Source organism: Rhodococcus aetherivorans (assembly GCF_011058165.1).
Lineage (GTDB): Bacteria > Actinomycetota > Actinomycetes > Mycobacteriales > Mycobacteriaceae > Rhodococcus > Rhodococcus aetherivorans.
Genome location: NZ_JAALEG010000002.1, coordinates 73266 through 96412, shown reverse-complemented (window position 1 = coordinate 96412; position 23147 = coordinate 73266). Strand labels below are relative to the sequence as shown.

At 70.9% G+C, this 23147-nt stretch carries 22 protein-coding genes; 11 read left to right on the top strand and 11 right to left on the bottom strand.

All coding sequences use genetic code 11. From position 1 onward, the window contains the following. The first annotated feature begins 73 nt into the window (after window positions 1-73). From G6039_RS01305 to G6039_RS01295, 3 genes are read left to right on the top strand one after another with little or no spacing between them, the layout of a single operon-like run. Window positions 74-1588, top strand: a complete 1515-nt coding sequence (locus G6039_RS01305) for a hypothetical protein (RefSeq protein ID WP_006938936.1) — start codon at window positions 74-76, stop codon at window positions 1586-1588. Beyond that, window positions 1585-2379: an enoyl-CoA hydratase-related protein gene (locus G6039_RS01300; RefSeq protein WP_006938937.1), complete on the top strand. Its 795-nt coding sequence runs from the start codon at window positions 1585-1587 to the stop codon at window positions 2377-2379. The genes G6039_RS01305 and G6039_RS01300 overlap by 4 nt, the downstream gene beginning before the upstream one ends. Beyond that, window positions 2376-3533: an acyl-CoA dehydrogenase family protein gene (locus G6039_RS01295; RefSeq protein WP_006938938.1), complete on the top strand. Its 1158-nt coding sequence runs from the start codon at window positions 2376-2378 to the stop codon at window positions 3531-3533. The genes G6039_RS01300 and G6039_RS01295 overlap by 4 nt, the downstream gene beginning before the upstream one ends. Before the next feature lie 27 nt (window positions 3534-3560). Here the strand turns inward: G6039_RS01295 and G6039_RS01290 are convergent, their stop codons facing one another. Beyond that, complete coding sequence (locus G6039_RS01290) at window positions 3561-4121, bottom strand: PadR family transcriptional regulator (protein ID WP_043800364.1); 561 nt, start codon at window positions 4119-4121, stop codon at window positions 3561-3563. Between the two features lie 52 nt (window positions 4122-4173). Between G6039_RS01290 and G6039_RS01285 the strand changes: the two genes are divergently transcribed. Next, window positions 4174-5355 (top strand): FAD-dependent oxidoreductase, encoded by a 1182-nt coding sequence (locus tag G6039_RS01285; RefSeq protein WP_043800362.1) that lies wholly within the window; start codon window positions 4174-4176, stop codon window positions 5353-5355. A gap of 7 nt (window positions 5356-5362) precedes the next feature. Here the strand turns inward: G6039_RS01285 and G6039_RS01280 are convergent, their stop codons facing one another. Both G6039_RS01280 and G6039_RS01275 read right to left on the bottom strand, forming a co-directional pair. Next, on the bottom strand, window positions 5363-7162 hold the full coding sequence (locus tag G6039_RS01280) for an ABC-F family ATP-binding cassette domain-containing protein (protein WP_043800361.1): 1800 nt from the start codon (window positions 7160-7162) through the stop codon (window positions 5363-5365). A gap of 23 nt (window positions 7163-7185) precedes the next feature. Continuing rightward, window positions 7186-8112: a 4-(cytidine 5'-diphospho)-2-C-methyl-D-erythritol kinase gene (locus G6039_RS01275; RefSeq protein WP_006938943.1), complete on the bottom strand. Its 927-nt coding sequence runs from the start codon at window positions 8110-8112 to the stop codon at window positions 7186-7188. 75 nt (window positions 8113-8187) lie between these two features. On the opposite strand from G6039_RS01275, the gene G6039_RS01270 reads away from it, so the two are divergent. After that, window positions 8188-9177 (top strand): helix-turn-helix transcriptional regulator, encoded by a 990-nt coding sequence (locus G6039_RS01270; protein ID WP_029542091.1) that lies wholly within the window; start codon window positions 8188-8190, stop codon window positions 9175-9177. Between the two features lie 81 nt (window positions 9178-9258). Here G6039_RS01270 and G6039_RS01265 read toward each other — a convergent pair whose 3' ends face one another. The 5 genes from G6039_RS01265 to G6039_RS01245 form a co-directional block, all read right to left on the bottom strand. After that, window positions 9259-9465: a cold-shock protein gene (locus G6039_RS01265; protein ID WP_003937833.1), complete on the bottom strand. Its 207-nt coding sequence runs from the start codon at window positions 9463-9465 to the stop codon at window positions 9259-9261. 442 nt (window positions 9466-9907) lie between these two features. Beyond that, window positions 9908-10114 carry a cold-shock protein gene (locus tag G6039_RS01260; RefSeq protein ID WP_003937832.1) on the bottom strand — a complete coding sequence of 69 codons (207 nt, stop codon included), beginning with the start codon at window positions 10112-10114 and terminating at the stop codon, window positions 9908-9910. Window positions 10115-10381: 267 nt separating this feature from the next. Continuing rightward, the gene (rsmA, locus tag G6039_RS01255) at window positions 10382-11272 is read right to left on the bottom strand and encodes a 16S rRNA (adenine(1518)-N(6)/adenine(1519)-N(6))-dimethyltransferase RsmA (protein ID WP_037201475.1); all 891 of its coding nucleotides are present in this window, start codon (window positions 11270-11272) and stop codon (window positions 10382-10384) included. A gap of 87 nt (window positions 11273-11359) precedes the next feature. Further along, window positions 11360-12487, bottom strand: a complete 1128-nt coding sequence (locus tag G6039_RS01250) for a resuscitation-promoting factor (protein WP_029542088.1) — start codon at window positions 12485-12487, stop codon at window positions 11360-11362. Window positions 12488-12499: 12 nt separating this feature from the next. Beyond that, complete coding sequence (locus G6039_RS01245; RefSeq protein WP_029542085.1) at window positions 12500-13627, bottom strand: resuscitation-promoting factor; 1128 nt, start codon at window positions 13625-13627, stop codon at window positions 12500-12502. Between the two features lie 286 nt (window positions 13628-13913). Here G6039_RS01245 and G6039_RS01240 point away from each other — a divergent pair, with 286 nt between their 5' ends. Then, a complete protein-coding gene (locus tag G6039_RS01240) occupies window positions 13914-15314 on the top strand; it encodes an amino acid ABC transporter substrate-binding protein/permease (RefSeq protein ID WP_231386008.1) in 1401 nt (466 codons plus the stop codon). Continuing rightward, a complete protein-coding gene (locus G6039_RS01235; RefSeq protein WP_006944900.1) occupies window positions 15311-16081 on the top strand; it encodes an amino acid ABC transporter ATP-binding protein in 771 nt (256 codons plus the stop codon). The genes G6039_RS01240 and G6039_RS01235 overlap by 4 nt, the downstream gene beginning before the upstream one ends. Before the next feature lie 39 nt (window positions 16082-16120). Here G6039_RS01235 and G6039_RS01230 read toward each other — a convergent pair whose 3' ends face one another. Further along, the gene (locus tag G6039_RS01230) at window positions 16121-16546 is read right to left on the bottom strand and encodes a DoxX family protein (RefSeq protein WP_006944906.1); all 426 of its coding nucleotides are present in this window, start codon (window positions 16544-16546) and stop codon (window positions 16121-16123) included. 208 nt (window positions 16547-16754) lie between these two features. Here G6039_RS01230 and G6039_RS01225 point away from each other — a divergent pair, with 208 nt between their 5' ends. Beyond that, window positions 16755-17264, top strand: coding sequence for a VOC family protein (locus G6039_RS01225; RefSeq protein WP_006944908.1), 510 nt, complete (start codon window positions 16755-16757; stop codon window positions 17262-17264). Next, window positions 17265-18245, top strand: a complete 981-nt coding sequence (locus G6039_RS01220) for a pirin family protein (protein WP_006944910.1) — start codon at window positions 17265-17267, stop codon at window positions 18243-18245. A 68-nt stretch (window positions 18246-18313) separates the two neighbouring features. Here the strand turns inward: G6039_RS01220 and G6039_RS01215 are convergent, their stop codons facing one another. Continuing rightward, complete coding sequence (locus G6039_RS01215) at window positions 18314-19372, bottom strand: maleylacetate reductase (protein ID WP_029542080.1); 1059 nt, start codon at window positions 19370-19372, stop codon at window positions 18314-18316. A 52-nt stretch (window positions 19373-19424) separates the two neighbouring features. After that, window positions 19425-20255, bottom strand: coding sequence for a TatD family hydrolase (locus G6039_RS01210; protein ID WP_006944914.1), 831 nt, complete (start codon window positions 20253-20255; stop codon window positions 19425-19427). 36 nt (window positions 20256-20291) lie between these two features. Between G6039_RS01210 and metG the strand changes: the two genes are divergently transcribed. Together metG and G6039_RS01200 are read left to right on the top strand one after the other, a co-directional pair. Next, the gene (gene metG, locus G6039_RS01205) at window positions 20292-21839 is read left to right on the top strand and encodes a methionine--tRNA ligase (RefSeq protein ID WP_006944915.1); all 1548 of its coding nucleotides are present in this window, start codon (window positions 20292-20294) and stop codon (window positions 21837-21839) included. Between the two features lie 42 nt (window positions 21840-21881). Then, window positions 21882-23060, top strand: coding sequence for a DUF2786 domain-containing protein (locus G6039_RS01200; protein WP_029542077.1), 1179 nt, complete (start codon window positions 21882-21884; stop codon window positions 23058-23060). Window positions 23061-23147 lie beyond the last annotated feature (87 nt).

Here is a 23147-nt window from a genome sequence, read left to right as displayed (position 1 = left end):
CATTTACAGACTGAATCAGTCCGTATTAGTGTGCGGGTGACCGATCCCAGGACAACTCCCCCGGAGGACCGCCATGACCGACCCTGTCCGGGTACCCGTCGTCGTCGGCGTCGGCGACCTGCGCTCCGGACGCGCCGGCGCCCCCGCCGACCCCCGCGAACCGCTCGACCTGATCCACGAGGCCGCCGTGGCCGCCCTCGCCGACTCCGGTGCCGACGGACTCGCCCAGCGCATCGACTCCGTGTACGCCGTCAAGACCGCGAGCTGGGCGTACGACGACCTGCCCGCCCTGCTCGCCGCGCGTCTCGGCGCCGCAGCGGTCCGCACCCACACCAGCCCCATCGGCGGGCACTGGCCGGCCGCCCTGCTCGACCGGATCGCCCACGAGATCGCCACCGGCGCCGCGGGTGTCGCGCTGCTCGTCGGCGGCGAGTCCCAGGCCTCGGTCACCGCCGCGACGAAGACCGGCACCGACCCGGCCACGCTCGGCTGGACCACCGACCCCGGCGGGCCGCCGGCGTTCGACCCCGACGACCTCGGCAGCCCCGCCATGCAGCGCGCCGGGATGATCGCACCCACGCGCGTCTACCCGCTGTTCGAGACCCGGCTCAGCCACGAACTCGGTCACTCCCGCGACGAGTCGCTGGCCTGGTCCGCCCAGCTGTACGCCGCGTTCTCGGAGATCGCCGGCCGCAACCCCGCCGCCTGGAACCCGGACCTGCGCACCGCCGAGGACATCACCGCCGTCGGCCCCCGCAACCGGATGGTCACCGCCCCGTACCCGCTGCTGCTCAACGCGATGCCGTTCGTCGACCAGGCGGCCGCCGTCGTCGTCACCTCCCTCGCGACCGCCCGCGAGCTCGGCGTCGCCGAGGACCGGATCGTGTACGTGTGGGGCGGTGCAGGCGCGACCGAGCCGGCCGACATCCTCGCCCGCGCCGACTTCGGCCGGTCCGCGGCGCTGGCCGACGCCCTCGCCCGCACCCTCGAACGCACCGATCTCCGGCCGGCCGACCTCGACATCGTGGACGCCTACAGCTGCTTCCCCGTGGTGCCGAAGTTGCTCATCGAGCACCTCGGCCTGCCCCGCGAGACCGTCCCGAGCGTCACCGGCGGCCACTCGTTCTTCGGCGGACCGCTCAACAGCTACACGCTGCACTCGTTCGTCGCCGTCACGCGCCGGCTGCGCACCGACGCCGAGATCGCCCTCGTCCACGGCAACGGCGGCTACCTGACCTACCAGCACACCGTCGTGCTCGCCGCCGCCCCGCACACCCGCGGGTACGTCGGCGACCCCGAGCCCCGCGTGCTGACCGCCACCGCACCCGAGTTCGCCGCCGACTACACCGGAGAGGTCGAGATCCACACGGCCACCGCAGAATACGGGCGCGACGGCCACCCGGCGATCGGGTTCCTGGTGGGCACCACCCCCGACGGCCGCCGGGTCTCCGGCTACACCGATGCGGCGGGCGCGGCGGTGCTCGCCGGCGGTCCCGACCTCGCCGGCCGCACCGTCCACGTCGTCGACCGCGGTGGCGCCCTCACCGTCACCCTGACCGACCCCGTCCCCGAGGAGACCCCCGCATGACCGAGCCCGTCGTCCTGGTCGAGCAGCGCGGCCACACGTTGCTCGTCACCATCAACCGGCCCAAGGCCGCCAACAGCATCGACGCCGACGTGCACACCGGCCTCGGCGAGGCGTGGGAACGCGCCGACAAGGATCCGGACGTGCGCGTCGTCGTCCTCACCGGCGCCGGGGACAGCGTGTTCTGCGGCGGCGCCGATCTCAAGGCGCTCGGCACCGCCGGCCCGGGTGGGGTGACCCCGCCCGAGACCGCGCACTGGGGCTTCGCCGGCGTGGTCAGGCACCACATCACCAAGCCGATCGTCGCGGCGGTCAACGGCACCGCCCTCGGCGGCGGTACCGAGCTCGCCCTCGCGAGCGACCTCGTCGTCGCCGCCGACACCGCCGAATTCGGGCTGCCCGAGGTCCACCGCGGCCTCATCGCCGGCGCCGGCGGCGTGTTCCGGATCGTCGAAGCCCTCCCGCGGGCCGTCGCGATGGAGCTCGTGCTCACCGGCAAGCCGATGGCCGCGGCCGACGCGCTGCGCTGGGGTCTGGTCAACCGCGTCGTTCCGCGGACCGACCTCCTCACCACCGCGCTCGAACTCGCCGACCTCGTCGCCGCCGGCGCACCCCTGGCCGTGCAGGCGAGCAAGACGATCGCGCGCGGGATCGTCGACGGCATCGTCCCGTCCGAGGAACAGGCGTGGGCCGCGACCGACGCCGCCCTGGCCCGACTGACCACCAGCGCCGACACCCTCGAGGGCGTCATGGCCTTCATGGAGAAGCGCACACCCATCTGGAGCGGACGATGACCACGACGTTGAACAGGGAAACCTGGGACACCCCCGAGCGGGCCGCGCTGCGCCGGCTCGCCGCCGACTTCACCCGCAAGGAGATCCTCCCGCACCTCGACACCTGGGAGCGCGAGGGCGCCGTCCCGCCCGAGCTGCACCGCACGGCGGCCGACGCCGGGCTGCTCGGCGCCTCGGTCGCCGAGGAGCACGGCGGTTCCGGCGGCAACCCGCTCGACATGCTCGCGATCCTCGAGGAGATCATCCTCGCGGGCGGCTCGTCCGGCCTGATCTCCGCGTTGTTCAGCCACGGCATCGCCACCCCGCACATCGTCGCGTCCGGGAACCGGGACCTGATCGAGCGGTTCGCCCGGCCCGCCCTCGAGGGCCGGATGATCGGCTCGCTGGGTATCACCGAGCCGGGCGGGGGTTCCGACGTCGCGGGCATCCGGACCACCGCCCGCCGCGACGGCGACGAGTACGTGATCAACGGCGCCAAGCTGTACATCACCTCCGGCACGCGCGCCGATTTCGTCACCACCGCCGTCCGCACGGGTGCGGCGGGAGCCGGGGGCATCTCGCTGATCGTCGTGCCCACCGGCACACCGGGATTCACGGTCTCGCGCAAGCTCGACAAGATGGGCTGGCTGTGCTCGGACACCGCCGAGCTGTTCTACGACGACGTGCGGGTGCCCGTCGCGAACCTGATCGGCGAGGAGAACAGCGGGTTCGCACAGATCGCGCAGCAGTTCCAGGGCGAGCGGCTCTCGCTCGCGTTCCAGGCCGTCGCCACCGCGCGGCGTTGCTACGACCTGGCGGTGGAGTGGGTCCGTTCGCGCGAGACGTTCGGCCGGCCCCTGTCGAGCCGTCAGGTGGTGCGCCACCGGCTCGCGGAGACGGCAACCGAGATCGCTGCGGCCCACACCTTTTGCCGCTCCGTCGCCGAACGCTGGGTGAACGGCGAGGCGATGCTGCTCGAGACGTCGATGGCGAAGAACTTCGCCGTCCGGGTGTGCGACCACGCGGTGATGGAGTCGGTGCAGCTCTTCGGCGGCCTCGGCTGCATGCGCGAGAGCGAGGTCGAACGCCACTTCCGCGATGCCCGCGTTCTCGGCATCGGCGGCGGCACCACCGAGATCATGAACGAGATCATCAGCAAGCTGCTGGGATTGTAGGCGGCTCGGGGCGGGTCGCCCGCGCGCTCACCAGCGCAGGCGGCCCGCGGCGATGTCGTCGGTGAGCGCGCGCACGTAGCCGAGCTCGGCTGCCAGCACGGCCCGCCGGTACTCGTCCTCGACGACGAACAACCGCGGCAGGAACGCGGCCGCGCCCGCCAGGCCGGCGGCCAGCGCCTCCAGGTTCCGCTCGAGCGCCGCGACGCGCGCCCGCAATGCTGCGGCCGCCTCGTCGGGGGTGAGACTGGGCAGAAATGCCAGAGCGGCCGGGAATTCCGGGAATTCGCGTGCCGGTTCGGCGAGCATCGTCGTCAGCCATTGCCGCAGGATCATGCGCCCGGGCTCGGTGAGCCGGTAGGTGGTGCGCTCGGGGCGGTTCTCGGCCCGCTCGGTGGCCTGCACTTCGATCAGGCCGTCGCGCAGCAGCCTGTCCAGTGTCTGATAGACGCTGTTGCGCTGCGCGACGTTGACGACGTCGTCCTTGTGCCGCTCCTTGATCAGCTGCTGGATCCGGTAGGCGTGCATGGGTTCCTCGGAGAGCATCGACAACAACGCCATGGCGAGGACCGATCTGCGCGGTGTGGCCATCGGTCGAGCATATCCACCCGTCCGTCATGGTCATTTTATGTATAGTGTAAGTATGACTAACACCGTAGCGATCATCGGAGCGGGCATCGCCGGACCGGTCACGGCAATGGCGCTACAACAGGCGGGACTCCACCCCGTCGTCTACGAAGGGCACGACCGGATGGCGGACGGCGTGGGCGCGTTCCTCACCGTCGCCACCAACGGCCTCGAGGCGCTGCACCTGCTCGACCTCGACCTTGCCGGCGTCGGCATGGAGACCCGCCGGATGCGCATCTGCAGTGGCACCGGGAAACTGCTGGCCGAGTTCGACAACGGCGGCGTGACCTCGTTCGGCGCGGCAAGCCGCACCCTCCGGCGCGCCGACCTCTATCGAGTGCTCCGCGACGAGGCTCTGCGTCGTGGCGTGCGAATCGAATACGGCAAACGCCTGGCCGACGCCCGCCCCTGCGGCGACGGTGTGCGGGCCGACTTCACCGACGGCACGTCGGCCGAAGCGCACCTGCTGATCGGGGCGGACGGGCTGCACTCCCGCACGCGCGCGGTCCTCGACCCCCACGCCCCCGAGCCCCGCTACCTCGGCCTCCTCAACACCGGCGGGTTCGCGAAGGGCCTGCGGCTCGACGTGGAGCCGGGCACGGCGCACTTCGTCTTCGGCGCGCGGTGCTTCTTCGGGTACCTCGCCCACCCCGACGGTGACGTGTGGTGGTTCGCCAACCCGGGCCGGCGCACCGAACCGGCCCCCGGGGACCTCGCCGCGCTCACCCCGGATCGGTGGCGCGACGAACTGCGCACCCGCTTCGCCGCCGACGCCGGTCCCGCGCTGCGGATCGTCGATGCCACCGAGGAGATCGTCCGCGGATGGAGCACCTACGACCTGCCCACCGTCCCCACCTGGCGCACCGACCGTATGGTGCTCGTCGGCGACGCGGCGCACGCCGCCTCGCCGTCGTCGGGACAGGGTGCATCCATGGCCGTCGAGGACGCCCTCGTGCTCGCCCGGTGCCTGCGCGACGTCCCCGGCACCGCCGACGCGCTCGCGGCCTACGAGCGCCTGCGCCGCGGCCGGGTCGAGCGAATCGTGGAGCAGGGCAGGCGCAACGGCAGCTACAAGTCCGTGGGCCCGGTCCGCCGGATGCTGCGCGACGCGGCCCTGCCGGTGATCCTGCGCGCTGCGTCCCGTCGGGACAACCAGCGCTGGATCTACGACTATCGCGTCCCGGAGACAGTCCGGTAACCGATCCCTATTCCAGTTCTCCCGCCAGCTCCATCCACTGCTCCTCGGCGGCCTCCTTCTCCGCGACCACGCTGCGCAGCTCGGCGTCGAGCTTCTGCAGGCGATCGGGGTCGGTGGCCGCGTCGGCGAGGTCGTGGTGCAGCTTCTCCTCGCGCTCGGTCAGCTTCGCCACGCTCCGCTCGAGCCGTGCCAGTTCCTTGCGGGCGGCGCGCTCGGCCGCACCGTCGCGCTTCGGTTGCGCCGCAATCTGGTCCGGAGTCGACGCCTTTGCCACGGTGGAGGCCGACGACGGGATGTCCCCGTCGCCCAGCGCCGCGCGCCGGCGCAGGTACTCGTCGATCCCGCCCGGGAGGTTGGTGAGCCTGCCGTCGCCGAACAGCGCCCACGTCGAGTCGCAGATCCGCTCGATCAGGTAGCGGTCGTGGGAGATGACCACCATGGTGCCCGCCCAGCCGTCCAGCAGGTCCTCGAGCTGCTGCAGGGTGTCGATGTCCAGGTCGTTGGTGGGCTCGTCGAGCAGCAGCACGTTCGGCTCGGCCATGAGCACCCGGGTCAGCTGCAGCCGTCGGCGCTCGCCGCCGGAGAGGTCGCCGACGGGGGTGCGCTGCCGCGCCGGGGTGAAGCCGAGCCGTTCGGCGAGCTGGCCGGCCGAGATCTCCTTGTCCCCCAGGGTGATCCGCTCAGCCACGTCCTTGACCGCGTCGAGCACCCGCAGGTCGGTGGGCAGGTCGTCGAGTTCCTGTCGCAGCCAACCGATCTCGACGGTCTTGCCCTGGATGCGACGACCCGACGCCGGTTCGAGTTCCCCGGCGAGGGTGCGCAGCAGCGTCGTCTTCCCCGATCCGTTGACCCCGACCAGGCCGATCCGCTCGCCCGGGCCGAGCCGCCACGTGAGGTCGTGCACCAATTCCCGGCCGTCGGGGGTGGTCAGCGTCGCGTCCTCGAGTTCGATGACGACCCGGCCGAGGCGCCGTTTGGCGAACGACGCCAGCGCCACCGTGTCCCGCGGCGGCGGCACGTTCGCGATCAGCGACTCCGCCGCCTCGATGCGGTAGCGCGGCTTCGAGGTGCGCGCCGGAGCCCCGCGCCGCAGCCACGCCAGTTCCTTGCGCGCGAGGTTGCGGCGCCGTTCCTCCATCGCATCGGCCTGCCGGGCCCGCTCGGCGCGGGCGAAGATCCAGTCGTTGTAGCCGCCCTCGTAGCTCTCCACCTGCCCGTTCACGACCTCCCACGTGCGGGTCGCGACGGTGTCGAGGAACCACCGGTCGTGGGTGACGACGACGAGGGCGCTGCGCCGGGCGAGCAGGTGCTCGGCGAGCCACTGCACGCCCTCGACGTCGAGGTGGTTGGTGGGTTCGTCCAGCACGAGCAGGTCGAGGTCCTGCACGAGCGCGGCCGCGAGCGCGACGCGCCGTCGCTCGCCGCCGGAGAGACCGTCGACGAGCGCGTCGAGGCCGAGCCGGTCGACGCCGATGCCCGCGAGGACGGAACGGATCCGGGCGTCGCCGGCCCACTCGTGCTCGGCGACACCCAACGGCCCGAGCACGACCTGCCCGACCGTGGACCCGGGCGGCAGAACACCGCGCTGGGTGACGACCGCCATGCGCAGCCCGCCCACCCGGCTGACCCGGCCCGAGTCGGGCTCCTCGAGGCCGGTGAGGACCTCGAGCAGGGTGGTCTTGCCGCCGCCGTTGAGGCCGACGACGCCGATGCGTTCACCTTCCTGCACGCCGAGGGACACCGAGTCCAGCAGCGGCTTGATGCCGAAGGACTTCGAGACCTGTTCGAGGTTGATCAGATTCGCCACGCGGAGCAATGCCTTCCGAGAGATCAGTGGTGGGAGTTGTCGACGACGCGCGCGCCCGGGACCGGCCCGGAGGCCACGCGCACCGTCCGACACACGCCGGCACCGGCCAGCTCGGCGCTCACCGTCACCGCCGCGGCGGCGTCGGCGCACAGGAACGCGCATGTGGGTCCGGACCCGGAGACGATGCCCGCCAGGGCCCCGGCCTCCACGCCCGCGCGCAGGGTGCGCCGCAGCGCGGGCTCGAGCGACAGGGCAGCGGCCTGCAGGTCGTTGCCCAGCAGCGGCGCCAGCGCGTGTGGATCGCCGGCGGCAAGCGCCTGCAGCAGACTGTCGAGTCCGCCGACCCGGGGCGGGGAGCCCTCGGCCCGGAGCCGGTCCAGCTCGCGGAACACCACCGGGGTGGACAGGCCGCCCTTGGCGAGGGCCAGCACCCAGTGGAACGTGCCGCGGGAGAGCACGGGCACCAGGCGCTCGCCGCGCCCGGTGCCGATGGCGGTGCCGCCGTGCAGGCAGAACGGGACGTCGCTGCCCAGTTCGGCGGCGAACTCGTCGAGGTCGTCGCGGGTGAGACCGAGCCCCCACAGGGCGTCGAGGGCGACGAGCGTGGCGGCGGCATCGGTGCTGCCGCCGGCCATGCCACCCGCGACGGGAATGCCCTTGTCGATCGTGATGGCGACCTCGGGTGCGCGTCCGGCGCGCTCGGCGAGCAGGGCCGCCGCCCGCCACGCGAGGTTGCCGGCGTCGGTGGGGACGGCCGCGGCGTCGGCACCGCGTACCCGCAGGCTCAGCGTGTCGGCGCGGGCGACGGACACCTCGTCGCTCAGCGACAGCGCGTGGAAGACCGTGCGCAGCTCGTGGTATCCGTCGTCGCGCAGGTCACCGACGGCGAGGTGCAGATTCACCTTGGACGGCGCCCGCACGGTGACGGGGCTCGGAACGACGGACAGCACGGATATACAGCTTACGCACCCGCGCGGAACCGATTGCGGACGACGGCTGTCCTCGTTCACTGGCATGCTCGGGCCATGCGCGAAACGTCCGCTCGCCTGCTGCGCCTGCTGTCGCTGCTCCAGACCCGGCGGGACTGGTCCGGCACCGAGCTCGCCGAGCGCCTGCAGATCACCACCCGCACGGTGCGCCGCGACGTCGACAGGCTTCGCGACCTCGGCTACCCGGTGGACGCGACCGTCGGGGTCGGCGGCGGGTACCGCCTCGGCGCGGGTGCGGAGATGCCGCCGCTGCTGCTCGACGACGAGGAGGTCGTCGCGGTGGCGGTCGCGCTGCAGTCCGGCGCGACCGGCTCGGTGACGGGCATCGGGGAGGCCTCGGGCCGCGCCCTGGCCAAGCTGCGGCAGGTGATGCCGTCGCGGTTGCGGCACCGGCTCGAGGCGCTGCGGGTGGACGTGGTCGAGCAGGCTCCGGCCGCGTCCGCGGTCGACGCGGGCCTGCTGTCCGCCGTCGCCTCGGTGTGCCACGCACACGAGCGGCTGCGCTTCGACTACCGCACGCACGACGGCGGATTCTCGCGGCGGGAGGTGGAGCCGTACCGGCTGGTGCGCTCCGGGGCACGGTGGTATCTGGTGGCGTGGGATCTGCACCGGCAGGACTGGCGGTCGTTCCGCGTCGACCGGATGGAACCGAAGATCCCCACCGGTCCGCGGTTCACCACACGCGGGCTGCCGCCCGGCGGGGCCGCGGAGTTCGTGGCCCGGGGCATCGCGCGCGGGTCGGTCCGGGTCCGGGCCCGGGTGCTGCTGCACGCGCCGTTCGAGTCGATCGTGCCCATGGTCGACGAGCAGTGGGGCACCCTCGAACCGGTCGACGACGACCATTGCGCGGTGGCGCTCGGCGGCACGTCGCTCGGGTCGATCGCGGGCTGGCTCGCGGCGTTCGACGTCGACTTCACCGTGCTGGATCCGCCGGAACTGCGGGACGCGTGCCTGCACGCGGGACGGCGCCACGAGCTGCTGGCCCGGCGATACGAACGCGCCGGCTCCGTCGCTGTGAGCGACTGAGCCGGCGCGTGCGATGACCGGATGTCACACGTATTCGATCGAACCGAACTCGTGTGACATCCGGCCGGTGAGGCGGGTGTGTCAGCCGATGACGGTGACGCCGGTGGCCTGCGGGCCCTTCTGACCCTGGCCGACCTCGAAGCTCACGCGCTGGTTCTCCTCGAGGGTGCGGAAGCCGCCGCCCTGGATCTCGGAGAAGTGCACGAAGACGTCCGCGGAGCCGTCGGCGGGGGCAATGAAGCCGAAGCCCTTTTCGCCGTTGAACCACTTCACGGTACCTTCAACCATGTTCATTCCTAAGAAGATTCGGGAAGCACCAGGCTTCCCCACTCGTCGAGCGACACATCGCCGCTCGGGTCTGTCACTCGACGGTAGAAAACGATTCCGTGTGGGCTATCGCATCCGCTCGCGACCAGAAATGCGCGAGGGGTGAACCACGAACACTACCTAACGACCGAGTGCAAGTAGATCACATCGGCGCCCGCACCGCCAGTGATATAGCCGGAACTGCCACGAAACAGCGTTGTGCCGAAACGTTTTCGCAGGACACGACGCCGACGCCCGGATACGACGACGCCGGCCCACCGACACGAAGAGGGGCCGGTCCCTGCGGACCGGCCCCTCTTCACTGCTCGGATGCACCTCTCACGGCGGCACTTCCACGACGACCTCACGAGGCCGTCGGAGAAGGCACCTGCCCGGGGAACGCGCAGCGAGCGTTCGACCTACGTCAGCCGATGACGGTGACGCCGGTGGCCTGCGGGCCCTTCTGACCCTGGCCGACCTCGAAGCTCACGCGCTGGTTCTCCTCGAGGGTGCGGAAGCCGCGACCCTGGATCTCGGAGAAGTGCACGAAGACGTCCGCGGAGCCGTCGGCGGGGGCAATGAAGCCGAAGCCCTTTTCGCCGTTGAACCACTTCACGGTACCTTCAACCATTTTCAACCTCATACATCTCGGAAAGCCGTGCGGCCTTCATCTTTCGTCGAACGACACGACGTCGTCCGGGCCTGTCACTCGACGGCTGAGAAGGATTCCGTGGGAATTTCGCATCCGCTCGCAACTAGAAATGTGCGAGGGGTAAACCACGAACACACTACCTAACGACCGTGTACCAGTAGAGCACAGATCCGCCCGCCTGCCAAGCGCTGCGACGGAACCGACCTGCCCGGCGCCGTCACCGTGTGCCGGCCCTGCCCGGCGCCGTCACTGCGCGGCGGCGATCCGCACGAAGGCAGCGGCGTCCAGCTTCTCCCCCCGCGTCGACGGATCGATCCCGGCGGCGAGCAGGCGTCGCTCGGCCTCCGCGGCCGAACCGGCCCAGCCGCTCAGCGCTGCCCGCAGCGTCTTGCGGCGCTGCGCGAATGCGGCATCGACGACGGCGAATACCCTGCGGCGGTGCCCCTCGTCCGTGGGCCACGGCGGCTCGGCGTAGCGGTCGATGCGCACCAGCCCGGATTCCACCTGGGGCACCGGCCAGAAGACGGCCCGGCCCACCGACCCGGCGCGACGGACGTGGCCGAAGAAGCCGGCCTTGACACTGGGCACGCCGTACACGCGGCTCCCGGGTTCGGCGGCGAGCCGATCGGCCACCTCGGCCTGCACCATCACCAGAGCCGTGCGCAGCGAGTCGAATTCGGCGAACAAGTGCAGCAGCACGGGCACCGCGACGTTGTAGGGCAGGTTCGCGACGAGCGCCGTCGGGGTGGCCGGCAGGTCGGCCGGATACACCCGCATGGCGTCCTTCAGGACGACGTCGAGCCGCCCGGCGAGGTCGGGCGCGCGGTCGGCGACCGTCGCGGGCAGGCGCTCGGCGAGCCTGGGATCGATCTCCACGGCGACGACGCGGTCGACGACGTCGAGCAGGGCGAGCGTCAGCGAGCCGAGGCCCGGGCCGACCTCGAGCACCACGTCGTCGCGGCCCACGCCGGCGACCGAGACGATGCGGCGCACCGTGTTGGCGTCGTGCACGAAGTTCTGGCCGAGTTGTTTGGTCGGCCGGACCCCGAACTCCTCCGCGAGGGCGCGCACCTCGGCGGGACCGAGCAGGGCGGCACGACCGCGAGCGGTCACGTCGGAACCGTCGCGGGCGGTCACGTCGGAACCGTCGCGGGCGGTCACGTCGGAACCGTCGCGGGGGGTCGAGCCGGGGTCGCCGGGTGAGTGGTCTGGCACGTGCCGAACCTAACGCACGCCGATGCGGGACGAGCAGGACGGCCACGCTCCCCAGCCCTGGGCGCGCTGCATCCGGCTCGCGACGGCGATCTGTTCTTCCCGGGTGGCGAGGTCGGCACGGGGCGCATACTTCAGGCCGCCCTGGCGCTCCCAGGTGCTCTGGTCGAACTGCAGGCCGCCGTAGTAGCCGTTGCCGGTGTTGACGGCCCAGTCGCCGGTGGCTTCGCACTGCGCGAGGGCGTCCCAGGCGTCGCCGTTCTCGACGGGCGGCACCTCGGTTCCCGGCTTGGCGCCCACGCGCACGATGCGCGGCTGCGCCGGGGTGGTGACGACGGCGTCGATCTGTTCGCGGGTGGTCTCGACGCCGTCGACGGTGGTGACGGCGAAGGTGACGTCGTGCACGCCGGGCACGCCGGGGTTCTCGACGACCGTCCGGCTCATGTTCATGGTGGGATCCTCGATGCGCTGCTCCGGAGGCGCGAGCGGCTGAGTCTCGGTGACCCGGACCGTGCGCTGGCGGGTGACGCGGATCTCGAGGCCGTCGGTCAGCGCCGCATCGACCGCCGGCACCACCGAATCGGCCTGCTCGAGCGCCACCCCGTGCGCGGCCAGGAACTCCCCGACCGTCGGCGCCGCCATCCGCACCTGAACCGCCGGCGCACCGCCGTCGAGCAACCGCACCGTCTTCGGGCTCACCACGTCGAGCTCGGCACCCTCGAGCGGCAACCGGTGCGACCGCGACGCCGAGGTGTACACATCCGCCGCCAGCTCGAACTGCGCCAGCGCCTCGTCCACCGTCGTCGCCGTCGTCCACACCGTGCGCTCGGCACCGTCGACGCTCAGCTGCACCTCACGCGCCCGCCGCAGCACCACCGTGTCCCCGTCCGACACCTCGGCATCGACGGCCGGGGCCACCACGTCGCGCTCGCCGACGGGATGGCCGGCGTGGGCGAGGACGGCTCGGACGTCGGTGCCCATGGTGCCCAGGGTGAGCCGGTCCCCGTCGACGTCGATCGTCACGGTCTTGTGCCGGGCGAGCGCCGTCGCGGCGCCGGCCACCAGGGTGGCCAGGAGCGCCGCGACGACGGCGTACAACAGCACGGAGCGCGAGTTGTTGATCTTCGTCAGTGGGGACACAAGCCGTACTTCTTACCGCAGTCCCATCTTGCTGGTGCACGCCGGCCAGGCTCCCCAGCCCTGCGCGGCCTGGACCTTCTCGGCGACGGCGATCTGCTGCTCGCGGCTGGCCAGGTCGGCGCGCGGCGCGTACTGGGTGCCGCCGAACGCGGCCCAGGTCTGCTGGGTGAACTGCAGACCGCCGTAGAAGCCGTTGCCGGTGTTGATGGCCCAGTTGCCGGTGGCCTCGCACTGCGCGAGGGCGTCCCAGGTGGAGGAGCGTCCGGAGGCGGGCACGGCCGGCTTCGGCTTGGTGCCGACGCGGACGATCGCAGGAGCCGGCTCCCGGACGGTGGTCGAGGCCTTCTCGGTGCGGCCGACCTCGACGCCGTCGATCGTGTGCACGTCGAGGGTCACGGTGCGCTCACCGGGAGCGCCCGGGTTGTCGAGCGCGGTCTCACCCTCGGTCATGTTCGGGTCGTCGACGCGCTGCTCGGGCGCGGGGACCGGCTGGTTCTCGATGCGGGTTTCGATGCGGTCGCGGGTGATGCGGATCTCGAGGCCGTCGGTCAGCGCCGCATCGACCGCCGGCACCACCGAATCGGCCTGCTCGAGCGCCACCCCGTGCGCGGCCAGGAACTCCCCGACCGTCGGCGCCGCCATCCGCACCTGAACCGCCGGCGCACCGCCGTCGAGCAACCGCACCGTCTTCGGGCTCACCACGTCGAGCTCGGCACCCTCGAGCGGCAACCGGTGCGACCGCGACGCCGAGGTGTACACATCCGCCGCCAGCTCGAACTGCGCCAGCGCCTCGTCCACCGTCGTCGCCGTCGTCCACACCGTGCGCTCGGCACCGTCGACGCTCAGCTGCACCTCACGCGCCCGCCGCAGCACCACCGTGTCCCCGTCCGACACCTCGGCATCGACGGCCGGGGCCACCACGTCGTGCTCGCCGACGGGGTAGCCGGCGCCGGCGAGAACGTCGCCGACCTCGGAGCTCATGGTGCTGAGCGCGATCCGCTCACCGTCCACGTCGAGGGTGAGTTCCTTGTGCTGAATCAGGGCGGCGACGCCGCCGGCCGCAAGGGTGAGGAAGAGTGCGGCGACGACCACGTACAGCGTGGGCGATTTCGCTCGGTTGATCTTGGTGAAAGGTGACACGGCTATTCCTGCACTGTCGACAACTTCGATCACGGCACGGTAACGAATCGGCATTGATACGGCAACTGCACCATTTCTACCTGCAGTTTCTCGGTAACGAGACAGGTGACGATTCGTAATTTTCGATCAATAGCCGGGCCGCGACCGAAGGTGCGGGCTAGCGTCGATTCGACGCTCGGGAAAACGTGCCGCACGACGCGCGAATTACAGAGGTGGGATTACTTTGGGTGACCGAATTCACCGTCCTCCGGCGCGGCGGAGTGCGGCGCTGCTGACTCTGCTCGGCATGCTCGGCGCGCTGCTGCTCGCTGCCACCCCGGCGGCCCTGGCGCAGTCCCCCGCCGCCGGCCGCACCTACGTCATCGCCACCGACGTGACCTTTGCACCCTTCGAATTCCAGAACGAGCAGGGCGACTTCGTCGGCATCGACATGGACCTGATCCGGGAGATCGCGGAGGACCAGGGCTTCACCGTGGAGGTTCGTCCGCTGGGCTTCGATGCCGCCCTGCAGGCGGTGCAGGCGGACCAGGCCGACGGCGTGATCGCGGGCATGTCGATCACGGAGGAGCGCAAGCAGGTCTTCGACTTCTCGGATCCCTACTTCGAGTCCGGCGTGCAGATGGCGGTCCTCGCCGGCAACGACGAGGTCGCGTCGTACGCCGATCTGGCAGGCAAGCGCGTCGCGGTCAAGAACGGCACCGAGGGCGCCGCGTTCGCCGAGTCCATCAAGGGCGAGTACGGGTTCACCACGGTCTACTTCGCCGACTCGGCGAGCATGTACGACGAGGTCCGCACCGGGAACTCGGTCGCGGTCTTCGACGACTACCCGGTGCTGGCGTACGGCATCGCCCAGGGCAACGGGCTGAAGACGGTCACGGAGAAGGAGGCCGGTGCGAACTACGGGTTCGCGGTGAACAAGGGCCGCAATCCCGAGCTGCTCACCGCGTTCAACGCGGGCCTGCAGAATTTGCGGGACAACGGCCGCTACGACGAGATCGTGGAGAGTTACCTCGGCGAGGGCGCCGTGCAGGCCGACAACTCCATCCCCGGCCTGCTCCGCAGCACCTGGCAACTGCTGCTCGAGGGGCTGTGGCTGACCCTCGTGCTGTCGGTCGTCTCGATCGCGATCGCGCTGGTGCTCGGTGCGCTGTTCGGCCTCATGCGGGTCTCACGCAACATCGTCCTGCGCGGGATCGGCACCGCCTACGTCGACGTCTTCCGCGGCACCCCGCTGCTGGTGCAGGCCTTCTTCATCTACTTCGGCATCCCGGCCGCGGCCGGATTCCAGATGTCGGCGTTCACCGCGGGCATCATCACGCTCTCGCTCAACGCGGGCGCGTACATGGCCGAGATCGTGCGTGGCGGCATCCTGTCCGTCGACAAGGGGCAGATGGAGGCCGCCCGCAGCCTCGGCATCGGCTACCTGCCCGCGATGCGCAAGGTGGTCATGCCCCAGGCGGTGCGCACCATGATCCCGTCGTACATCAATCAGTTCGTGATCACGCTGAAGGACACCTCGATCCTGTCGGTGATCGGCATCGCCGAGCTCACCCAGACCGGGCGGATCATCATCGCCCGCAACTTCCAGTCGTTCCAGATGTGGCTGATCATCGGGGTGATCTACTTCGTCGTCATCATGGCGCTGACCAAATTGTCGGACCGACTCGAGAAGAGGATCAACCGTTGACCGAGGCAGCCGCGGCCCAGCCGCTCGAGGACGGTCGCGAGGTGAAGATCCGCGTGCGCGGCCTGAAGAAGTCGTTCGGCGAGAACGAGGTGCTCAAGGGCATCGATGTGGACATCCTCGCCGGCGAGGTGGTGTGCGTGATCGGCCCCTCCGGTTCGGGCAAGTCGACGTTCCTGCGATGCTTGAACCGGCTCGAGGACATCAGCGCCGGTTCGGTGGTGGTGCACGGGTTCGACCTCGCCGACCGGAAGATCGACATCGACCGGGTGCGCCGCCACATCGGGATGGTGTTCCAGCACTTCAATCTCTTCCCGCACATGACGGCCCTCGAGAACATCGTGCTCGCGCCGGTGCTGACGAAGCGGGCGACCAAGGAGGAGGCACGGACGCGGGGGCTCGCCCTGCTCGACCGGGTGGGGCTGAGCGAGAAGGCCGACGCGAAGCCGGCCAACCTGTCCGGCGGGCAGAAGCAGCGCGTCGCGATCGCACGGGCGCTGGCCATGAATCCGGACATCATGCTGTTCGACGAGGCGACCAGCGCCCTCGACCCGGAGATGGTGGGCGAGGTGCTGCAGGTGCTGCGCGACCTGGCGGCCGAGGGCATGACCATGGTCGTGGTCACGCACGAGATGGGCTTCGCCCGGGAGGTCGCCGACCGGGTGCTGTTCATGGCCGACGGGTACGTCCTCGAGGAGGGCACGCCGAAGGAACTGTTCGGGAGCCCCCGCCAGGAACGGACCCGCGACTTCCTCGCGAAGGTGCTCTGAGGCCGGCGCCCGGTTCCCGGGCGCCGGCCTCACCCACGGCTACGCGGTCTGCAGGAACCGCACCCGGCGGGCGAGCAGGGCGTCGACGCTGTAGGCGCCGGCGCCGACGACGGCGAGCACCAGCGCACCCGCGCCGAGGGCCCCGACGAGTTCCCATCCGCCGTCGGTGACGTAGATGCCGTTGCCGATGTGGACGACGAAGAACGCGCCGAGCATGTTGATCAGCAGCAGGACGCCGAAGATCGGCACGAGCAGGCCGATGATGAGAGCGATGCCACCGAGCGTTTCCACCCAGGTGGCGTAGAAGGCGGACAGCGCGGGCACGGGCACGTCCATGCCCTCGAATCCGGCCTTGGTGGCGGAGTATCCCTGGTTGATCTTCTGCAGGCCGTGGGCCAGGAAGACGATGCCGATGACCACTCGGGCGACGAGCAGCCCGACGTTGCGCAGGACGGGGTTGTTCATGGAGATGACCTTTCGGTGCGGGCGGTGGGGGGCTCGTCCTTCGATCGAAGCCGCGTCCACGGTAGCTGCGCAAGGTTGAAGGTTCAACCTTGGGGTGCCCGAGCGCCCCGGCTGCCGGAAGGTCGGGGGCCGAAAAGTAGTTGATTAATCAACAATGTGGAGTATGCTCCTCGTCGAAGGGGCATTCACCGGCCGAAGGAGCACTATCGTGGCAATCAGCGTGGAAGAGGAGCGCAGCCGCCGATCCGCGACGCTGCGGGAGGAACTGCGCAGCCGTTACCTCCGGCCGGTCGACGAGCGACCCGCGTCGTCGGCCCGCGGGCTGCACCACACCGCGCTCGTCAGCAGCGACGTCGAACGCACCGTGCGCTTCTACCAGGACGTGCTCGAATTCCCTCTCACCGAACTGATCGAGAACCGTGACTACCCCGGTTCCTCGCACTTCTTCTTCGACATCGGCAACGGAAACCTGCTGGCGTTCTTCGACTTCCCCGGACTCGACGTCGGGCCCTACCGGGAGGTCCTCGGCGGCCTGCACCACATCGCGATCAGCGTCGAGCCCGGCAGGTGGGAACGCCTGCGCACCAAGCTGACCGACGCCGGCGTCGAGCTCGTCGAGCACAGCGAGGTCTCGCTGTACTTCCGCGACCCCGACGGCGCCCGCATCGAACTCATCGCCGACCCCCTCGGCGAGATGTACGGAAACAAGGTCCTCTAGATGAGCAACGTCGACGCCGAGCCCACCGAGATCCGCTGCGAAACCGAGCCCGCCCCCACCCGTGTGCAGATCATCACCTCCCGCGAGGTGCCGCTCGGCGGCCCGCGCGCGATGCCGGTCCGCCGCACCCTGCCGCAGCGCGCCCGGTCCCTCATCGGGGCCTGGTGCTTCGCCGACCACTACGGGCCCGACGACGTCGCCGCCACCGGCGGAATGGACGTCGCGCCGCACCCGCACACCGGCCTGCAGACGGTGAGCTGGCTGTTCGCCGGCGAGATCGAGCACCGCGACAGCCTCGGCAAGCACGCGTTCGTCCGCCCCGGCGAACTGAACCTCATGACCGGCGGCCACGGCATCGCCCACTCGGAGGTCTCCACGCCGGCCACGACGGTCCTGCACGGCGTCCAATTGTGGGTGGCCCTGCCCGACGCGCACCGCGGCGCACCCCGCGACTTCCAGCACTATGCCCCCGAACCCGTCCGGATCGAGGGCGCGACCGTGAGCGTGTTCCTCGGCTCCCTCGCCGGGTCCGCGTCGCCCGTGCACACCTTCACCCCGCTGCTCGGCGCCGAGATCACCCTCGACCCGGGCGCGACCGTCGAACTGGCCGTCGATCCCGAGTTCGAGCACGGTCTGCTCGTCGACACCGGCAGCGTCCGCCTCGCCGGCACCGTCCTCGCCCGCTCCGCGCTCGGCTACGTCGGCACCGGAGTCCCCACGCTCCCCCTGACCAATCTCACCGACGAACCCGCGCGGGCCGTCCTGCTCGGCGGTACGCCGTTCGGCGAGGAGATCGTCATGTGGTGGAACTTCGTGGGCCGTAGCCACGACGAGATCGTCGCGTTCCGGGACGAGTGGCAGCGCGAGGGGGAACGCTTCGGGCGGGTCGAGGGCTACACCGGGAAGGTGACACGGCTACCCGCGCCGACGCTGCCGAACGCGCAGATCCGGCCGCGCCGCAACCCCCCGACCGCCCCCTGAGTGAGCACGCACCGAGTGCGCACACACCGAGTGAGCACACACCGAGGGCACACACCGAGCGCGCACCGTCACTCGGGGCGGACTCCGGCATAGGCGTCCCCGAGCAGGCGCCGCACCCCGACCCGGGTCACCTCCCGCGGGTTGGGGTACTGCCGCTCGGTGGCCAGGTGCGCCGCCTCGTCGAGGTCGCCCTCGGACATCCCCAGTTCGGCGAGCGTCGTCGGGCCGCCCGCCGCCGCCACCAGGTCGAAGACCCCGGCCGGGGCCGTGGGGGTGCCGAGGGCGTCGGCAATGCGGCTCATCACGGTCGGCACCGACGGCGCGTTGAACGCCATCACATGCGGTAGCACCACGGTGTGCGTCGGCGCGTGCGGCAGGTCGAAACTGCCGCCCAGGACATGACACAGCTTGTGGTGCAAGCCCATTCCCACCGCGCTCAGGCACGTGCCGGCCAGCCACGCCGCGAGCAGCAGATCCGAGCGGCCCTCCCGGTCCGCGGCGTCGGCGCCGAGGACCGGCACGCCCCGGGCGATCGCGCGGATGGCCTCGAGCGCCAGCGTGTCGACGATCGGGTTGGCATGCTCGGCGTACAACGCCTCCACGGCATGCGCCATCGCGTTGATCGCACTGGTCACCGCCATCGGGATCGGCATCGACAGGGTGAACTCGACGTCGTAGATGACGGTCTCGGGCAGGATGGCCGGCGACGAGTGCGTGGTCTTCACACCGTCCGCGGTTTCCCCGAGGACGGGAGTGACCTCGGATCCGGCGTAGGTGGTCGGCAGGATCACCTGGTCCACGCCGGTGCGCACCGCGATCGCCTTCGACAGTCCCGTCGTCGACCCCCCGCCCACGGCGACGACGGCATCGATGTCGTGTTCGGAGACCAGGCCCAGCACCTTCTCGGTGACCGCCACCGGCGTGTGCATGACGGCGCCGTCGAACCGGGCGACCTGCAGCCCACCGAGGGCCTTCTCGACGAGTTCCACCTGCGGACGGACGTGCTCACCACCGAGCAGGAGAACCCGGGAGCGGTCGAGGCGGCGCACCTCGTCGGCGACCCGCGCCGCGGTTCCCGGCCCGAACACCACCCGTGACGGCTGAGCGTTGTAGACGAAGCTGTGCATGCCGTCCATTGTCCCGGCCGCACGGGCCGGCCGCCTCGGAACGGCGACACCGTTACGAAAGTCCGTACACCCGTTCGGCGTTCGCGGTGGTCGCGGCGGCCAGCTCGGCCGGGTCCGCGCCGCGCACCTCCGCCAGCGCCCGCACCGTGTACGGCAGGCAGTACGACTCGTTGGGCGCGCCGCGGAACGGATGGGGCGTCAGGAACGGAGCGTCCGTCTCCACCAGCACCTGCTCGAGCGGCACCAGCGGGGCCGCGGCACGCAGCGCCGCGGCGTTCTTGAAACTCACCGTCCCGGAGAAGCTGAGCAGGTAACCGGCGTCGACGCAGGCCCGCGCCATGTCCGCGTCCGACGAGAAGCAGTGGAAGATCACCGTCTCCGGCGCACCCTCGTCGTGCAGCACGCGCAGCAACTCGGCGTCGGCGTCGCGGTTGTGGACCATGAGGGTCTTGCCGAGCCGTTTGGCCAGGTCGATGTGCCAGCGGAAGGCGTCCTCCTGCTCGATCGGGTCGGCGCAGCCGTCGAGCTTGCCGGGCCAGTACAGGTCCAGGCCGGTCTCCCCCACCGCGACCACGCGCGGGTCGGCGGCGAGCTTCTCGATCTCGGCCCGGGTGGCGTCGTCGAGCGCGTTCGCCCGGGTGGGGTGGATCGCCACGGCGGCGTAGACCCGCTCGTCCCAGTGCGCGGCGTCCACGGCGAAGCGGGCGGCGACGATGTCGTCGGCGACGGTGACGACCCGTCCGACCCCGACCGCGGCCGCCCGGTCGAGGATCGCCGCCACCGACTCGGCGTCGTGCGCGCCGCACGCGTCGAGGTGCGTGTGGGCATCGACGAGAGGCGAGAGCGGCTGCGGAGGCTCGGGCGCGGGGCGGGTTCGGCTCACGGCCCATACACTATCTACCTATAAAGTGGACGCACCATGACTGTTCCTGCCGCCTCCCGCCCGCCGTTCTACCTGACGACCGCGATCGCTTACCCGAACGGCGCCCCGCACATCGGCCACGCCTACGAGTACATCTCCTCGGACGCGATCGCCCGGTTCAAGCGCCTCGACGGCTTCGACGTGTTCTTCCTGACCGGCACCGACGAGCACGGCCTGAAGATGCAGCAGACGGCGGCGAAGGAAGGCCTGGACGTGCGGGACCTCGCGGCCCGCAACTCCGGGGTGTTCGAGGCCATGGACAAGTCGCTGAACATCTCCTTCGACCGGTTCATCCGTACCACGGACGCCGATCACCGCGAGGCGAGCAAGGCCATCTGGCAGCGCATGGCCGACAACGGCGACATCTACCTCGACACCTACTCGGGCTGGTACTCGGTGCGCGACGAGGCGTTCTACGCCGAAGCCGAGACGACGGTGCTCGAGGACGGTTCGCGCATCGCCACCGAGTCGGGCACCCCGGTGGAGTGGACGGAGGAGTCGACGTACTTCTTCCGGCTCTCGGCGTATCAGGACAAGCTGCTGAAGCTGTACGAGGAGCGACCGGACTTCATCGCCCCCGCCACCCGGCGCAACGAGATCGTCAGCTTCGTCTCCGGCGGGCTGAAGGATCTGTCGATCTCCCGCACCACCTTCGACTGGGGCGTGCCGGTGCCGGACCACCCCGAGCACGTGATGTACGTGTGGGTGGACGCGCTCACCAACTACCTGACGGGCGCGGGCTTCCCCGACACCGAGGCGGAGTCGTTCCGCCGCTACTGGCCCGCGAACCTGCACATCATCGGCAAGGACATCACCCGGTTCCACACCGTGTACTGGCCGGCGTTCCTGATGTCGGCCGGAATCGAGCTGCCCGAGCGGGTGTTCGTGCACGGCTTCCTGTTCAACAAGGGCGAGAAGATGTCCAAGTCGGTCGGCAACGTCGTCGACCCGCTCGAGATGGTCGAACAGTACGGTCTCGATCCGCTGCGCTTCTTCCTGCTGCGGGAGATCTCCTACGGCCAGGACGGCAGCTACAGCCACGAGGCGATCGTGACCCGCGTCAACGCGGACCTGGCGAACGAACTCGGCAACCTGGCGCAGCGCTCGCTGACGATGGTCGCCAAGAACCTCGACGGCGTGGTGCCGACCCCCGGCGACTTCACCGAGGACGACCGCGCGCTGCTCGCGCAGGCCGACGCCCTGCTCGAGAAGGTCCGGGCCGAGTTCGACGTGCAGGCACTGCACCTCGCACTGGAGACGATCTGGCACGTGCTCGGCGAGACGAACCGGTACTTCTCCGCGCAGGCACCGTGGGTGCTGCGCAAGACGGACCCGGCCCGGATGGCGACGGTGCTGTACGTGACGCTCGAGGTCGTGCGGATCGTCGGCCTGCTCGTGCAGCCGGTGATGCCCGATTCGGCCGCGAAGATCCTCGACCTGGTGGGCCAGGACCCGCAGGCGCGGCAGTTCGCGGACATCGCCACACGCCTCGCCCCGGGCACCCCGCTGCCGGCCCCGGCCCCGGTGTTCCCGCGGTACGAATAGGCATCCCGCCGCCTGTCGGTGGCCTCGTGCACACTCCCGCGCATGGGGCGAGATAGAACATACTTTCGACAGGCGCCGGCGGGGTCCGGGGCATCCGACGAGGTCTTCCACCTCGGCACCCGGCCACTTCTCGACGAACTGTGCGCCGCCTACGAACGCGGCTGGCAGCCCGCCGACGTGCTGCACGTGACGGCCCGGTCCGGCGACGCCACGGACGTCCCACTGGCGGCCGCCGCGGTGCTGTACGACGCCCGGCGCAGCCACGCGGCCGACCGGGCGCCCATGGACTGGGTGCAGCAGCTCGGTGTGATCGCGGAGCGCTGTCCCGGTGCCGCGCGGATCGCCGAACGGGTTCCGCCCGACGCACCGGTGCGCCACCTCGGCGTCGAACTGCTGCGCGAGCTGCCCGGCCTGTCCCGCTTCCAGGTGATGGGGCTGGCGTTCGCCTGGAAGTACCTGCCGCGGTTCGCCCCTCTCCTGCCGCCGCCGTCGCAGTGGCCGCCGTTGCGCCCGGTCCCCGCGACCGGCGAATCCCTGTGCCCGGACCCGAGGGTGCTCGCACGGATCCGCGGCCTCCTGGCGAAGGCCGAGTCCACGGACTATCCGGAGGAGGCCGAGACCCTCACCGCCAAGGCGCAGGAACTGATGACCCGGTACGCGATCGGCGCGGCCCTGCTCACCGGCGCCGAGACGGGCGCCGCGCGGGGGCGCCGGGTGCACGTCGACAACCCGTACGCGAAGGAGAAGGTGCTGCTGCTTACCGCGATCGGGAACGCGAACCGCACCCGCACGGTGTGGTTCACCAAGGTCGGGATCGCCACGATCGTCGGCGCCGACGTCGACCTGCAGCAGGTCGAGGTGCTGTTCACGTCCCTGTCGGTGCAGGCGAGCCGGGCCGTGCGCGCGGCCGGGACCGGGGGCCGCACCGGCGGCGCGGCGACGGCGTTCCGTCGCGCCTTCCTGGCGGGGTTCGCATACCGGATCGGCGAACGGCTGCGGCAGGCCGACGTGCGCGCCACCGCGGCCGCCGCGGCCGACGCGAGCATGGCCGTCACGCAGCTCGCCCCGTTGCTGGCCCGTCGCTCCGAGGCCGTGGACTCGGAGTTCCGCCGGTTGTTCCCGACGACCCGGTCGACGCGCACACGCAGCGTCGACGCCGAGGGGTGGTTCGCGGGCCGGGACGCGGCCGAGTCGGCCTTCCTCACCCCCGGTTCCCCGTAGCGGGCCGGCCGTGTGAGCACTGCCACGCCGCACCCTGTCACATTCGCGGGCCGGCCGGTGTCCCATGCACGACCGCGAATCGTCGAC

What these genes read in the sequence shown, in the direction of transcription:
- G6039_RS01305 (WP_006938936.1), top strand. Translation starts at nt 74, where the DNA reads ATGACCGACCCTGTCCGGGTACCCGTCGTCGTCGGCGTCGGCGACCTG.
- G6039_RS01300 (WP_006938937.1), top strand. Translation starts at nt 1,585, where the DNA reads ATGACCGAGCCCGTCGTCCTGGTCGAGCAGCGCGGCCACACGTTGCTC.
- G6039_RS01295 (WP_006938938.1), top strand. Translation starts at nt 2,376, where the DNA reads ATGACCACGACGTTGAACAGGGAAACCTGGGACACCCCCGAGCGGGCC.
- G6039_RS01290 (WP_043800364.1), bottom strand. Translation starts at nt 4,121, where the DNA reads ATGGCCACACCGCGCAGATCGGTCCTCGCCATGGCGTTGTTGTCGATG.
- G6039_RS01285 (WP_043800362.1), top strand. Translation starts at nt 4,174, where the DNA reads ATGACTAACACCGTAGCGATCATCGGAGCGGGCATCGCCGGACCGGTC.
- G6039_RS01270 (WP_029542091.1), top strand. Translation starts at nt 8,188, where the DNA reads ATGCGCGAAACGTCCGCTCGCCTGCTGCGCCTGCTGTCGCTGCTCCAG.
- G6039_RS01265 (WP_003937833.1), bottom strand. Translation starts at nt 9,465, where the DNA reads ATGGTTGAAGGTACCGTGAAGTGGTTCAACGGCGAAAAGGGCTTCGGC.
- G6039_RS01260 (WP_003937832.1), bottom strand. Translation starts at nt 10,114, where the DNA reads ATGGTTGAAGGTACCGTGAAGTGGTTCAACGGCGAAAAGGGCTTCGGC.
- G6039_RS01240 (WP_231386008.1), top strand. Translation starts at nt 13,914, where the DNA reads ATGCTCGGCGCGCTGCTGCTCGCTGCCACCCCGGCGGCCCTGGCGCAG.
- G6039_RS01230 (WP_006944906.1), bottom strand. Translation starts at nt 16,546, where the DNA reads ATGAACAACCCCGTCCTGCGCAACGTCGGGCTGCTCGTCGCCCGAGTG.
- G6039_RS01220 (WP_006944910.1), top strand. Translation starts at nt 17,265, where the DNA reads ATGAGCAACGTCGACGCCGAGCCCACCGAGATCCGCTGCGAAACCGAG.
- G6039_RS01215 (WP_029542080.1), bottom strand. Translation starts at nt 19,372, where the DNA reads ATGCACAGCTTCGTCTACAACGCTCAGCCGTCACGGGTGGTGTTCGGG.
- metG (WP_006944915.1), top strand. Translation starts at nt 20,292, where the DNA reads ATGACTGTTCCTGCCGCCTCCCGCCCGCCGTTCTACCTGACGACCGCG.
- G6039_RS01200 (WP_029542077.1), top strand. Translation starts at nt 21,882, where the DNA reads ATGGGGCGAGATAGAACATACTTTCGACAGGCGCCGGCGGGGTCCGGG.